The following is a 13,900-nucleotide window of genomic DNA, read 5'->3' as shown; positions in this document are numbered from 1 at the left end:
TAAGAATGTCTAAAATATTAGTAACTGGAGGAACCGGTTTTATTGGTTCCCATACAGTGGTTGAATTACACAATGCAGGATATGAGGTGATAATTGTCGATGACCTTTCTAATTCTAATCCTAAAATACTTGATCAAATAGAGGCAATTATAGGAATTAAGCCAGAGTTTGTTGAGCTTAACCTTTGTGACGAAGCTAAAGTAACTGAATTTGTATCTAAAAATACTGATATAGATGGTGTAATTCATTTTGCAGCCTTTAAAGCAGTTGGCGAATCAGTTCAACAGCCGCTAAAATATTATAAAAACAATTTTTATTCGCTAATTAATCTTATTAGTGCATTTAATAGCTCGATTAAGTTAGTATTCTCTTCATCATGCACTGTTTATGGACAGCCTGATGTGTTGCCTGTAACTGAAGAGGCTCCGACAAAAAAGGCAGAATCACCTTATGGTAACACAAAACAAATAGCTGAGGAGATTTTGCAGGAAACTTGTGCTGTTACACCTTCTTTAAAAGTGACTTCGCTTCGTTATTTTAATCCGGTAGGGGCGCATCATACTGCTTTAATTGGTGAGTTGCCAATTGGAGTTCCTCAAAACCTTGTTCCATTTATTACACAATCTGCTATTGGCAAACGTGGCCCTATAACTGTTTATGGTAATGATTATGATACCCCAGACGGAAGTGCGATAAGAGATTACATTCACGTAGTGGATTTAGCTAAGGCACACGTTGCAGCCATTAAACGTTTAGAAAGTGATGCTGCAGCTTCAAATTATGAAGTGTTTAATTTAGGTACAGGAAAAGGTTCTTCAGTATTGCAAGTGATTGATGCTTTCGAAAAATCAACTGGTCAAAAATTACAATACACTATCGGAGCCAGAAGAGAAGGTGATATCGAAAAAGTTTGGGGAGATGTAACTAAATCTGCCAGAGATTTAAACTGGAAAGCAGAATTGGATATCGATGTAATGATGTCGTCCGCATGGAATTGGGAGAAGTATTTAAAAGACAACCCATTCTAGGATGCTGTTAAGTGAGCATAAGGATCTTAAACTAGAGATAAAGTCTCTTCCTGAAAAGGAAAAAGATAAATTATTGCTCAGGCTAATTGCTAAGGATAAGGTTTTAACAGAACATTTGCACTTTAAGTTGCTTGAGGATGAGCATGATTTGGTAGAGCGTTATGAAAAGTTATTGGCCACAATAGATGAAACGGTTAACGAACTTTCGTCTAACAAAAGGCTCACGTCAAAAGATACTATATTGAAGATGCGTAAGTTAAATGGAAGCATTACTCATCATTTTAAGGTAACTAAAGATGTTACTACTGAAATGGAATTGAGAGTCCATTTATTAAAACATATTCCAATAGATTTTAATGATGGTGTTTTTTCGCCATTGCATAAGTTTAATGAGAAACTGTCGGTTTATTTTGTTAAATCGACAGTTTCTGTACTAAGTAAGTACAGTAAACTACACGAAGACCTTCAGTTTGATTTAAGAGATTCGTTAAATGTAGTACTTGCTAAGATATATCAAAACAAAACATCCATGGTAGCTGAAGAACTTGGGCTGCCTAAAGAACTATAAACCATGAAAAAAATATTAATAACCGGAGGAGCAGGATTTATTGGCTCTCATGTAGTAAGAAGGTTTGTAAATAACTACCCTGATTATCTGATCGTGAATCTGGATAAGCTGACTTATGCAGGTAATCTTGCAAATCTTACTGATATTGAAGATAAACCAAACTATCGTTTTGTTAAAGCAGATATCACTGAAGCATCTGTTATAAATGAATTATTTGGGAAAGAGAATTTCGACGCAGTTATTCATTTAGCCGCTGAGTCGCATGTTGACAGGTCAATTGCTGATCCAACAGCGTTTGTGATGACTAATGTTATTGGAACCGTTAATCTTTTGAATGCGGCTCGTGAATATTGGAAAGGCGACTATGATAAGAAAAGATTCTACCATGTTTCGACAGATGAGGTTTATGGAGCACTAGGTGAAACAGGAATGTTTACTGAGTCAACAGCTTATGATCCACATAGCCCGTATTCAGCTTCAAAAGCATCTTCAGATCATTTTGTAAGAGCATATCATGATACCTATGGTATAGATATCGTAGTGTCTAATTGTTCAAACAATTATGGGTCTCATCATTTTCCTGAAAAACTTATACCATTAGCAATCAATAACATTAAGAATGGACAGCCGGTGCCTGTTTATGGCAAGGGCGAAAATGTTCGCGATTGGTTGTGGGTAGAAGATCATGCGCGTGCAATTGATGTTATTTTCCATCAAGCTAAAACAGGCCAAACTTATAACATTGGTGGTCATAATGAATGGAAAAACATAGATCTTATTCATTTATTATGTGAAATAATGGATAAGAAGCTAGGTAGAACAGAAGGGGAGTCGGCAAAGCTGATTACTTTTGTAACAGATAGAGCTGGCCATGACTTACGTTATGCTATCGACTCAACTAAACTTCAAAATGAGTTAAACTGGGTACCTAGTTTGCAGTTTGAAGAAGGATTAGAGAAAACAGTAGAATGGTATTTACAAAATGAAGGGTGGCTTTCTGATGTCACTTCTGGAAATTACCAGGCTTACTACGAAAATCAATATGAGGGAAGATAGTTATCTTCCCTTTTTTTTATTCATATCTTAATGCTTCTACCGGATCAAGTTTAGAAGCTTTTTTTGCAGGATAATAGCCTGAGATAATTCCAACACCAACACATAGCGCGAAACCTCCCATAATCCATTCCCATGGTATGATGAATGATCCTCCCATGGCAAAGGAGATTAGGTTTCCAATAGCAATACCCAGGAATATACCAAACGCGCCGCCAATAAGACAGATGATGACAGCCTCAATAAGGAACTGTTTTCTGATTACTGAAGGATTAGCTCCAATGGCTTTTCTGATTCCAATTTCTCGGGTTCTTTCTGTTACAGAAACGAGCATGATATTCATCAAGCCAATTGAGGCACCAATTAGTGTAATAACTCCAATGGCTATACCGCCCAATACAACCATTCGAAGTTGTTCGAATAGTGTTTGAGCAAGTGAATCACTTTTGGTGATTTCAAAATTATTGGGTTCGGAGATTTTTACTTTCCTTATTTTTCTCAGTTCCGATGTCGCCTCGCCAATGATGTTGTCCATTTGATCATTACTCGGCACCATTACGGTAATGGTATAAGAAGGATTTGAATTGGTGTTGATCAGTTTTGCCTTTAAAAGAGGGACATAAACGGATCTGTCTCCACTAAAGCCCATACTTTGGCCTTTAGATTCAAGAACGCCAATAATTTTTAGCCTATTGTTCCCGACATTAATGATTTTATCTATGGGATCCTGATTCTTAAAAAGTTTGGTTCTAATCTCGTTACCTACTATACAAACGTTGTTGCCAGATTGGACCTCAGCCAGGCTGAAATTACGTCCAAGCGTAAGGTTGAACCCCTGTGCGTTTAGTCCGTTCTCATCAATACCTTGAATATTGATGTTTGGGTTGGTTTTTTCAGCTCCATATTTTGCAGTTGAGCCACCTGTGGCAAATACACTGATTGCTACTGTTGCAGGGGTATTTAGTCTTTCTTTAAAGCTTATGGCATCTTCATATTTGATAGATCTGAATGGTTTCGGACGCTGCCCTGAACCACCAACTCTAATGCCTGACCCTCTGTTTCTGACAGTGAAAGCGTTGGCCCCCATACTAGAGAAGGCCTCCGTCATGCTTTTCTTTACAGCATCGAGTGTTGTTAATATACCTACTAATGCAGATAAACCAATTGCAATAATCAATGCTGTAAGCATAGTGCGCAAGCGGTTGCTTTTTATAGATTGAAGGGCTAGTCGTACGTTTTCGGTATAGGTCATTTCAAATGAAATATATTCTTAAAGGGATAAAAATAAAAAGTCCCGCTGTTAAGACAACGAGACCATGTATAATGTTACAAAAGAATAGGAACTTAAACTGAGAAACTTGTTCCGCAACCACACGTGCTGTTCGCATTTGGGTTACTGAAAGTGAAGCCTCTTGAGTTTAAACCATCCTGCCAGTCTACCTGCATTCCCATCAAATACATCTGATGAGCTTTGTGCATAAAAACTTTAATGCCGTCAATAATGAATTCCTGATCGCCTTCTTTTTTCTGATCAAAACCTAGTACGTAGCTCATTCCAGAGCAACCTCCTCCGTCAACTCCTACGCGCAATCCGAAGTCTTCAGAAATCTCTTGCTGATCTTTTAATTTAAAAAGCTCCTTTACAGCGCCTTCTGTGAAAGTTACCGGTGCAAATGCTGTATCTACTGTATTACTCATATTCTTGAAAAATTAGGAAGTACAAATTTAGTTATAATTGTTTATAAACGTGCTATAGCTATCTCTGATAGAGACGTCTATCTCGTTATTTAATATGTCAAATAGTGGCGTAAATATAAATAATTTGTACATTTTTGCTGAGACTCTATACTAATTATTACTGTATTCAAACAAAGCTGAATGAACGTACAAAACTTTTTAACAGAAGTTGCCATATTGGCTACAGGTGGTATTATAACTGTTGCAGCCGGATATTATCTCTTTATAAATGATTTGCGCAAGTACCTGGTTACAAAATCTGTTGAAACTAAACCATCAGACCCTAAAAAGGAAGAACATTTGCATATACTTCCGTTACGACTTCAGGCGCATGAACGCCTTATTGTTTTTGTAGATAGGATTAATCCTGCTAATTTATTAATACGTGTACACCAGCAAGGCATTTCTGTTGTCGATCTTCAGTCAGTATTACTTAATGAAGTAAGATCAGAGTATCAGCATAATGTAGCTCAGCAATTATATATAAGTGCAGTAACATGGGATGTTGCGCGTAAGCTTAAAGATGATACCTTAACTATGGTTAGCAATGCCGCACGTGGCCTACCTGCCGAAGCAGAAGGTGTAGATTTGAGTAGAAAGATATTGCAGCATATGGCGGGTATTGCCGATAACCCTTATGATTTAACATTAGATCTGATTAAAAAGGATATTCATTTGTTATTTTAATTATGAAAGAGAAAACGTTTACCACAACTTCAGGCATTGAAATAAAGGAAGTATACACTGTCGCAAAACCTTTAACAGAAACTCCCGGCGAATTTCCTTTTACCAGAGGTATCCAAAAGGATATGTATAGAGGTAGGTTGTGGACGATGAGGCAGTATGCAGGATTTTCCACTGCCGAAGAATCTAACAAGCGTTATCATTACTTGCTAAAGCAAGGGACAATGGGTTTGTCAGTCGCATTTGATCTTCCTACTCAAATTGGATATGATTCTGATCACGATATGTCAGAAGGGGAAGTAGGTAAGGTTGGTGTTGCTATCGATTCATTAAAAGATATAGAGATATTGTTTGATGGGATAGAACTGCAAAAGATCACCACATCTATGACAATAAATGCTACTGCCTCAATTTTATTGGCAATGTATATTGCATTAGCCAAAAAACAGGGAGCAGACATTAAGCAGATATCCGGTACTATTCAAAATGATATCTTAAAAGAGTATGCCGCAAGAGGTACGTATATATATCCACCAAAACCCTCAATGAGGATCATTACTGATATTTTTGAATATTGCAGTAAGGAGGTGCCTAAGTGGAATACGATATCTATTTCTGGGTACCACATCCGCGAAGCTGGATCTACTGCTGTTCAGGAACTGGCATTTACTCTGGCAAACGGAAAGGCATACCTTAATGCCGCGTTAGATAAGGGGTTGGATATTAATATATTCGCTAAACGACTTTCTTTCTTCTTCAATTGCCATAATAATTTCTTTGAGGAGATAGCTAAATTTAGAGCTGCCAGAAGAATGTGGGCCAAAATAACAAAGGAACTTGGGGCAACAGATGAGAAAGCTCAGATGCTGCGTTTTCACACGCAAACCGGCGGATCAACACTTACTGCGCAGCAGCCACTTAATAATGTAATCAGGGTAACTAATCAGGCCATGGCAGCAGTTTTAGGAGGTACCCAGTCTCTGCATACAAATGGATATGATGAAGCGCTGTCCTTACCAACTGAAGCTGCGGCAAAAATCGCTTTGCGTACACAGCAGGTAATCGCTTTTGAAAGTGGAGTGACTGATACGGTAGATCCATTGGCAGGGTCGTATTTTGTAGAAACACTAACTGATGAAATTGAAGCAGCAGCGCAGTTGTATATAGATAAGATAGATGCGATGGGTGGTTCTGTAGATGCAATAGAAAATGAGTATATTCAAAATGAAATTGCAGACGCGGCTTATCGTTATCAGGTTGAGGTTGAAGAGGCCAGTAGGGTAATTGTTGGTGTAAACAAATTTACACAGGAACAGGAAGGCATAACTGAAGTATTTACTATAGATGAATCTATCCGTACAATACAAACTGAGAAGATAACCAAGCTAAAAGCAGAAAGAGACAACAATGCTGTTGAAAAAGCGTTGAATAATTTATCTGAAGCCGCTAAAGGGACTGAGAATCTAATGCCACACATTTTGATAGCGGTTGAAGCATACGCAACCCTCGGAGAGATAGCTGATGTTCTACGTAATGTTTTTGGAGAATATTAAAAAGGATGTTAATAAATAGTTATTAACACAAAAAATTCAGGTTAACAAGGGTAGCTTCTTGCAGGTTAAGTAGTTACCAAATAAATGAAAATTAAGTTTTTTTTGTTGATAATTTTTTGAATATTCGATCTCTCGAAACAGCAGTTTTTTTATGCTCGTATCGTCACTGTAAACCAACAAATTATAGAATAACAATGGAAAAAACTTGTACAGAAGTGTGGAAAAACTGTCTCCAAATCATAAAAGATAACATACCGACCCAAAGTTTCAAGACTTGGTTCGAACCGATATCAGCATTGAAATTGGAAGGCAAAGTTTTAACCATACAAGTGCCTAGTTTGTTCTTCTATGAATGGTTGGAAGAACATTATGTAGGTCTGCTTCGTAAAACAGTTAAAAAGCAATTAGGAGATGAGGGAAGGTTAGAGTATAACATCGTTGTGGATAAGTCTTCTAATACGGGGTCGCCATATACTACCAACATGCCAAGTAATGGAAATGGGGCAGAGGCAAAGATTCAATCAATGCCAATTCCGGTTTCTATAAACAAAGACATTAAGAACCCTTTTATTATTCCGGGATTAAAGAAACTTAATGTTGATCCTCAATTGAATTCTAACTATACGTTTGAGAATTACATAGAGGGAGACTGCAACCGTTTAGCAAGATCAGCGGGCTATGCCGTAGCCGCAAAACCAGGAGGTACTTCGTTTAATCCGTTAATGATTTATGGAGGAGTAGGGTTAGGAAAAACACACCTTGCCCAGGCTATTGGTAATGAAATTAAACGTAACATGCCAGACAAACTGGTAATTTATGTTTCATGTGAGAAATTCTGTCAGCAATTTGTTGATTCATTAAAGAACAATACGATTAATGATTTTGTGAACTTCTATCAGGCAATGGATGTAATCATCATGGATGATGTGCACAACTTTGCAGGTAAAGAGAAAACACAAGATATATTCTTCCATATCTTTAATCATCTTCATCAATCAGGTAAACAGGTTATTTTGTCGTCAGATAAAGCACCTAAAGACCTTGCAGGACTAGAAGAAAGGTTGTTAAGTCGTTTTAAATGGGGTCTTTCTGCAGATTTGCAGATTCCTGATTTTGAAACAAGAATAGCAATTCTTAAAAAGAAAATGTATGCAGATGGTATTGAATTGCCAGCTGAAGTAGTGGAGTACGTAGCCCACAACATTGATAATAACGTAAGGGAACTGGAAGGTGCAATGGTTTCCCTGTTAGCTCAATCAACTTTAAACAAGAAAGACATCGATTTAGCACTAGCTAAACAGATGTTGAAAAACTTCATCAAAAACACTTCCAAAGAGATTTCAATGGAATACATCCAAAAATTGGTGTGTGAGTATTTTGAAGTTCCTGTAGACATGGTGAAATCGCAAACACGGAAACGTGAAATTGTTCAGGCAAGACAGATTTCCATGTATCTTTCTAAGAGTCACACTAAGTCATCGTTAAAAACTATTGGAGCTTTCTTCGGAGGAAGAGATCACTCGACAGTAATTTATGCATGTCAGACTGTAGAAGATTTAATTGATACAGATAAGAAGTTTAAAGGTTACGTACACGACATACAAAAGAAACTAAAAATGAGCTAAATCATTAGAGCTCAAGTCTTATCACATAAAAAAGCCCTGCAAGTTTTACTTGCAGGGCTTTTTTATGTGATAACTTTCTATTTAAGAACCTCAAGTTTCATTAGGCCATAAAATAAGGCTGCAGAATGTAAGGCTTGTTCAATTTTATTGTCCTTAAGGATTTGTTTAACCTCGTCTATAGTGTATTCCTCAACATTAAGGATCTCATGTTCATCTAAATGCTGATCGTGGGTTTTAACGCCTCCTTTTAGCAAATAGGTATAAGTAACATTTGTTGCTGTTGCCGGATTAGGGTATAATGTAGCTATCAGTTCTGCACTTTTAAATGAATAACCGGTTTCCTCTAATAACTCTCGTTTAATGGCAACTTCAGGTAACTCATCTCCATCTATAACGCCCCCAGGTATTTCTAATGATATGATATCTGCTCCATGACGATACTGTCGAACCATAATTATTTTGTTGTCCTCGGTTACTGCAATAGCATTAACCCAATTTGGATATTCCAGAACATAATAGTCGTCTTTTATAACCCCATTTTGCAAATCGCAAGTATCCACACGTAAAGTCGCCCATTTTTCTTTCACCAGGTATCTTGATGAAAGTCTCTGCCATTTTTTTATTTCCATATTAGCTATTAAGATATTGATCGACCAGCTTTTGACGGTCTAGATTAGTCATGTTTACAATGTGATGTTTGGTTTCAAGAATACGGTATATTAAGGAAAGCTTTTCCGCAAAAGAATCGTTTCTCGGATTAATAACAGAACGATCGAATTGGGAATAGAAGAACTGACTTAGCATTTCTAGCTTTTCAGCAGGAAATGCCTTTTCGGTTAGCAGCACATCAAATTCATCAGAAGAAGTTGAATACAATTCTTCTGGTGTAATCCCGAAATCATTTGCTAACGACTCAATAAGTAGATCATCAGCTTCAGCTAATTTGCCTTCTAACTTTAAGCCCATAATACGAGCCAGAACTTGAGCAAGTTTTTGGATTTCGGCAGTAATTAAGTCTCGTCTTAACATATCGTTTACCAGCTACCACTACTACCTCCGCCACCAAAACTACCACCACCAAATCCTCCGAAGCCACCGCCTCCGCCGCCGCTACCTCCGCCCCAGCCACCGCCAGAACTTCTGCCGCCACCTAGCAGCATACTCCAGAAAAGTGCATCAGCAGCACCGCGGGCACCAATAACTTGTCCGCCACCACCACTGCCGCCACCTCTTCTAAGAATGATGATAATAACAACAATGATAATGATAAGAGCTAAAACACTGCCTCCGCGACCTGCGTCGTTGGCTTTTTTAGGGTTCTCGTTTTTGTATTCGCCCTTAGTATATTTTATAATGGCATCAGTACCTGCTTCAAGTCCTTGATAGTAATTTCCAGTTTTAAAATAAGGCTTTATCTCGTTTTCAATAATACGCTTGGCATAGATGTCGGGCAGTACACCTTCCAGACCATATCCAGTTTGGATCGAGATCTTTCTGTCGCCAAGAGCCACTACTACCATTACACCGTTGTTTTTTCCTGAACTACCAACCCCCCATTTTCTGCCAAGTTCAAGAGCATACTCATTAATGTCATAGTCGCCCACCGATTTCAATATAGCTATTGCTATTTGAGTAGAGCTTGAATCATCAAAGGCAACTAGTTTTTGTTCCAGTTGTTGCAGTTCAGCAGCAGAAAGCGTTCCTGTGAAATCATTTACCAGTTTGTTTGGCTTTGCCGGAAAATCCTGAGCAAACCCAACGGCGGATATTGTGAGTAAGAATAATGCTACGATTAGTTTTTTCATAGCTTACACAGCTTTATTCTGATCCATAAAAATAATATCATTTGGCAGTTCATTAATGTCGTCATTTTGCGAAGGGAAAAACGTTGCAAGTTTCTCTCCTGCTAAAACTACACCTGCAATAATACCCAAGGCTAAATTACCTGAAGCAAAATGTGCTCTCATGGCAACTTTAGTTGTTTCCCAAAAATCTTCAGGGACTACTTTATTAATTCCACTATCGCCAACTATTGCAAACTTATGATCTTCATAAGCCAGATATATTAGCACACCACTATGTCTTGATGTTTTATCCATCCCAAGTTTCGAAAAGTAGGATATTGCCTTTTCGTAAGCTTCGCCGCTGCAATGTTTATCTACTGCAATTCTGATTTCGCCTGAAGTGCTTTTTTCAGCATCAGATATAGCTTGAGAAATTTGTTCTTGTTCTTGTTCTGTGAATGGCCCCATAATTGGATTTCTTTATAAAGATAAGGGTAATGCAGGTTTAAATGAATAAACATACATTACCCTTAAATGTTGTTACGGTATATTAAAATTCTACTTTAGGCGCATTTTGTGCACCAGCATCAGCTTTAAATGCTGCTTTTTGGCTAAATCCAAATATTCCGGCAGTAATGTTGTTAGGGAACGATCTTACCTTTGTGTTATAGGTTTGAACCGATTCGTTAAAATCTTTACGAGCCACAGTGATGCGGTTTTCTGTACCTTCCAACTGAGCTGATAATTCGCTAAACTGTTGAGTAGCTTTTAGTTCAGGGTAGTTCTCTGTCAGAACCATTAATTTGCCTAATGCCTGACTTAACTGGCCTTGAGCAGCCTGATATTTCTGCATATTCTCTTCAGTTAACTTTTCAGGATCTATTGTGATCTGGCTCGCTTTAGCACGTGCTTCAATAACCTGAGTTAATGTACCCTGCTCAAATTTTGCTGCACCTTTAACTGTGCTTACAAGATTAGGGATCAAATCAGAACGACGTTGATACTGTGTTTCAACTTGTGCCCATTTGGTTTTTACATCCTCATCCAGTTTAACCAAGCCGTTGTAACCACAACCACTTACTGCCACCAATAAGACTAAGATTCCTACAATTACTAAAACTACTTTTTTCATATTTTTCTGTTTTGTTTTCCAGTGTTAATTTACGCATTAGAACTCAATTTCTGTACCTTTGTTACAGTTCGGGATAAAAACCTGACAAGAATTATGCAAAAGGACGTCGAAATTACACTCATTCCTGAGGAAATTGATAATATAAGCACTCTTAAGAAAAACCTTTCACAAGCGCTAAAGATTGATGTATCACAGATTAAGGGCTATAAAATCCTTAAAAGGTCAATTGACGCACGGTCAAGGATAGTGATTTACAGACTTCAGGTAAGGGTATTTATTGATGAACCACAATTGGCAGAATCCTTTGTCGTTAACTATCAAAATGTCAGTAATTCCAGGCATGTAATTATTGTGGGTGCCGGTCCTGCCGGATTGTTTGCCGCACTTCAATGTATAGAAAATGGATTAAAACCAATAGTTCTTGAGCGGGGTAAAGATGTTAAGCAACGCCGAAGAGATCTGGCCGCTATAAATAAAGAGGGTATAGTAAATACTGAATCCAACTATTGCTACGGCGAAGGTGGTGCTGGAACATATTCTGATGGTAAGTTATATACCCGATCTAATAAACGAGGAGATATTAATAAAGTACTTCAGGCTTTTGTTCAACATGGGGCTGCGGAGGACATTCTTGTTGACGCCCGTCCGCATATTGGAACAAATAAATTACCTCATATCATCACTGCAATTAGAGAAACCATTTTAAATGCAGGAGGGGAGGTTCGTTTTGATCAAAAAGTAACGGATATCCTTATTGATTTTGGCAAGATAAAAGGAGTAGTGGTTAATGGAGAAGAAAAACTGTTAGCCGATTCTGTTATCCTTGCTACAGGCCATTCTGCACGAGATATTTATGAACTGCTTCACGAGAAAAACATTCTTGTAGAAGCGAAGCCCTTTGCTTTAGGGGTAAGAATTGAGCATCCCCAATCAATTATTGATGCAGCACAGTATCATTGTGATATTAGAAGCGAGTTTTTGCCGCCGGCTTACTATAGTTTAGTTGAGCAGGTTGGAAATAGGGGCGTATTTTCATTTTGTATGTGCCCTGGAGGTATAATCGCACCTTGCGCAACTTATGCAGATGAAATAGTAGTTAACGGATGGTCGCCATCAAAAAGAAATAACCCATTTGCAAATTCTGGAACCGTAGTCCAAATAACACTAGAAGATGTTAAGGGCGAAGATCCACTAAGAATGATGCATTTTCAGGCAGAGATAGAAAGAACCGCCTTTAAGTTAGGAGGAGGAGATTTGGTTGCTCCGGCGCAAAGAATGGTCGATTTTGTTGAAGGGCGAACTTCAATTGATTTACCTAAAAACTCTTATCTGCCTGGAACAAGAAGTGTAATGCTTAAAGATACCTTACCCGATTTTGTGGCATCGAGTCTTAAGAACGCCCTGCCTTTGTTCGGAAAAAAAATGAGAGGCTACTACACTAATGAAGCTATTTTAGTAGGAGTAGAAAGCAGAAGCTCATCGCCGGTGCGAATACCAAGAGATAGAGAAACTTTTCAGCACCCTCAGGTTGCAGGATTGTATCCATGTGCAGAAGGCGCCGGTTATGCCGGAGGTATCGTATCAGCAGCTATAGATGGTGTTAATTGCGCCAATGCGATATTGAAGTTTAGCTAAACACATTTAGTTTTTATTTGTTGTTTCCGTATGATTGATTTCGCAAATGAATTGAGAAAGGCATACTATGGAGATGCTTGGCATGGCAATAGCGTTTCTGCTATTCTTGCCTTGGTAAGTAAAGATCAGATATTTAGTAGACCAATTCCTAGTGTGCATAGTATTGCCGAAATAGTATTGCACTTAACTTCGTGGACAGAGGAAGTATATTCTAGATTAGAGGGAAGTATAGCTAAAGAGCCTGAAAATGGTGGTTGGCCTAAAGTTAAAGAAGAAACAATGCAAGAATGGAATGCCATTTTAAGTGAATTTCGCTTAGCTAATGAAAAACTACTCCATCTTGCAATGGAAATTTCTGAAGACCAATGGGGTTCTGCAGTTCAGCAGGAAACTGGTGCACGCTTGAACTATTTTGAATTGTTAAATGGCTTGGTACAACATCATGCTTATCATGCCGGACAGATTTCTTTGCTGTTAAAATTTTAGATTGTGAAAAAAACGCTAATTATCGGGGCAAGCCCTAATCCAGAAAGGTACGCCTATAAGGCAGCACATATGCTTAAATCGAAAGGCTACGATATTATCAATGTTGGCATAAAAAAAGGCGAAGTAGCGGGAGAGGAGATTGAGCAACCCGGGTATCTGCATGATGATATTGATACGATAACCTTATATATTGGCCCACATTTACAAAGTGGCTACTATAACTATATACTACAAACTCATCCTAGACGTGTTATTTTTAACCCGGGAACCGAAAATCAGGAATTGGAAGAACTCTTGTTAGAAAATGACATAGAAGCATTAGAGGCTTGCACCTTGGTGTTGCTAGCTACGGGCCAGTACTAATTCGGGTTATTCCTTTTTGAGTTTCCTTATTCTTTTTAGAGTAGGGAATTTTTTGTTTAAGAGGTAGTGACTTTAAGTTTTTGTTGTGTGACAATGTTTTTGTCTATTTCTTAATAATTAGCCCTGTTCTGTTGTTGCGACCCTGAAGAGATCTATCTGTATATATAGGTATATACATTTATATGGGCTGTCTTGTCCTGATAGACTAGTATTGAAAAAGCGTAAAAAGTGGTAATGACAAAATTTTTGCAT

Annotated in this window: 16 protein-coding genes; 9 read left to right on the top strand and 7 right to left on the bottom strand. The window is 38.0% G+C overall.

What is annotated here, in order from left to right:
- Nucleotides 1-5 precede the first annotated feature (5 nt).
- The 3 genes from galE to rfbB are packed head-to-tail and all read left to right on the top strand — an operon-like array spanning nucleotide 6 to nucleotide 2,652.
- Entirely contained in the window at nucleotides 6-1,028 is a 1,023-nt protein-coding gene (gene galE / locus J1905_RS21955; protein WP_214229357.1) for a UDP-glucose 4-epimerase GalE, read from the top strand.
- A gap of 1 nt (nucleotide 1,029) precedes the next feature.
- Entirely contained in the window at nucleotides 1,030-1,596 is a 567-nt protein-coding gene (locus J1905_RS21950) for a hypothetical protein (protein WP_214229356.1), read from the top strand.
- Nucleotides 1,597-1,599: 3 nt separating this feature from the next.
- Nucleotides 1,600-2,652 carry a dTDP-glucose 4,6-dehydratase gene (gene rfbB, locus J1905_RS21945; protein WP_214229355.1) on the top strand — a complete coding sequence of 351 codons (1,053 nt, stop codon included), beginning with the start codon at nucleotides 1,600-1,602 and terminating at the stop codon, nucleotides 2,650-2,652.
- Nucleotides 2,653-2,668: 16 nt separating this feature from the next.
- On the opposite strand, the gene J1905_RS21940 is transcribed toward rfbB, so the two are convergent.
- Together J1905_RS21940 and J1905_RS21935 are read right to left on the bottom strand one after the other, a co-directional pair.
- A complete protein-coding gene (locus tag J1905_RS21940; RefSeq protein WP_214229354.1) occupies nucleotides 2,669-3,901 on the bottom strand; it encodes an ABC transporter permease in 1,233 nt (410 codons plus the stop codon).
- A 92-nt stretch (nucleotides 3,902-3,993) separates the two neighbouring features.
- Nucleotides 3,994-4,347, bottom strand: coding sequence for a HesB/IscA family protein (locus J1905_RS21935; protein ID WP_173093773.1), 354 nt, complete (start codon nucleotides 4,345-4,347; stop codon nucleotides 3,994-3,996).
- 180 nt (nucleotides 4,348-4,527) lie between these two features.
- On the opposite strand from J1905_RS21935, the gene J1905_RS21930 reads away from it, so the two are divergent.
- The 3 genes from J1905_RS21930 to dnaA all read left to right on the top strand — a co-directional run bounded on the left by J1905_RS21930 (nucleotide 4,528) and on the right by dnaA (nucleotide 8,248).
- Nucleotides 4,528-5,073, top strand: coding sequence for a DUF7935 family protein (locus J1905_RS21930; RefSeq protein WP_214229353.1), 546 nt, complete (start codon nucleotides 4,528-4,530; stop codon nucleotides 5,071-5,073).
- Between the two features lie 2 nt (nucleotides 5,074-5,075).
- Nucleotides 5,076-6,623: an acyl-CoA mutase large subunit family protein gene (locus J1905_RS21925; protein ID WP_214229352.1), complete on the top strand. Its 1,548-nt coding sequence runs from the start codon at nucleotides 5,076-5,078 to the stop codon at nucleotides 6,621-6,623.
- A 194-nt stretch (nucleotides 6,624-6,817) separates the two neighbouring features.
- Complete coding sequence (gene dnaA, locus J1905_RS21920) at nucleotides 6,818-8,248, top strand: chromosomal replication initiator protein DnaA (protein WP_173093779.1); 1,431 nt, start codon at nucleotides 6,818-6,820, stop codon at nucleotides 8,246-8,248.
- A 77-nt stretch (nucleotides 8,249-8,325) separates the two neighbouring features.
- Here the strand turns inward: dnaA and J1905_RS21915 are convergent, their stop codons facing one another.
- The 5 genes from J1905_RS21915 to J1905_RS21895 all read right to left on the bottom strand — a co-directional run bounded on the left by J1905_RS21915 (nucleotide 8,326) and on the right by J1905_RS21895 (nucleotide 11,164).
- Complete coding sequence (locus tag J1905_RS21915) at nucleotides 8,326-8,877, bottom strand: NUDIX hydrolase (RefSeq protein WP_173093782.1); 552 nt, start codon at nucleotides 8,875-8,877, stop codon at nucleotides 8,326-8,328.
- Nucleotide 8,878: 1 nt separating this feature from the next.
- Nucleotides 8,879-9,277 carry a hypothetical protein gene (locus J1905_RS21910; RefSeq protein ID WP_214229351.1) on the bottom strand — a complete coding sequence of 133 codons (399 nt, stop codon included), beginning with the start codon at nucleotides 9,275-9,277 and terminating at the stop codon, nucleotides 8,879-8,881.
- Nucleotides 9,278-9,282: 5 nt separating this feature from the next.
- Nucleotides 9,283-10,053: a TPM domain-containing protein gene (locus J1905_RS21905; RefSeq protein ID WP_214229350.1), complete on the bottom strand. Its 771-nt coding sequence runs from the start codon at nucleotides 10,051-10,053 to the stop codon at nucleotides 9,283-9,285.
- Nucleotides 10,054-10,056: 3 nt separating this feature from the next.
- Nucleotides 10,057-10,500, bottom strand: a complete 444-nt coding sequence (locus J1905_RS21900) for a TPM domain-containing protein (protein ID WP_214229349.1) — start codon at nucleotides 10,498-10,500, stop codon at nucleotides 10,057-10,059.
- An 82-nt stretch (nucleotides 10,501-10,582) separates the two neighbouring features.
- On the bottom strand, nucleotides 10,583-11,164 hold the full coding sequence (locus tag J1905_RS21895) for a LemA family protein (RefSeq protein ID WP_214229348.1): 582 nt from the start codon (nucleotides 11,162-11,164) through the stop codon (nucleotides 10,583-10,585).
- 93 nt (nucleotides 11,165-11,257) lie between these two features.
- Here J1905_RS21895 and J1905_RS21890 point away from each other — a divergent pair, with 93 nt between their 5' ends.
- Genes J1905_RS21890 through J1905_RS21880 form a run of 3 tightly spaced genes read left to right on the top strand, consistent with a single transcriptional unit; the run spans nucleotide 11,258 to nucleotide 13,648 of the window.
- Nucleotides 11,258-12,799: an NAD(P)/FAD-dependent oxidoreductase gene (locus tag J1905_RS21890; protein WP_214229347.1), complete on the top strand. Its 1,542-nt coding sequence runs from the start codon at nucleotides 11,258-11,260 to the stop codon at nucleotides 12,797-12,799.
- 30 nt (nucleotides 12,800-12,829) lie between these two features.
- Complete coding sequence (locus tag J1905_RS21885) at nucleotides 12,830-13,285, top strand: DinB family protein (RefSeq protein WP_214229346.1); 456 nt, start codon at nucleotides 12,830-12,832, stop codon at nucleotides 13,283-13,285.
- A 3-nt stretch (nucleotides 13,286-13,288) separates the two neighbouring features.
- Complete coding sequence (locus J1905_RS21880) at nucleotides 13,289-13,648, top strand: CoA-binding protein (protein WP_214229345.1); 360 nt, start codon at nucleotides 13,289-13,291, stop codon at nucleotides 13,646-13,648.
- Nucleotides 13,649-13,900: the final 252 nt, after the last annotated feature.

The organism is Pedobacter sp. B4-66, assembly GCF_018492665.1.
In the GTDB taxonomy this organism is placed as follows: Bacteria; Bacteroidota; Bacteroidia; order Sphingobacteriales; family Sphingobacteriaceae; genus Pedobacter.
This window is presented reverse-complemented; position numbering and strand designations above follow the sequence as displayed.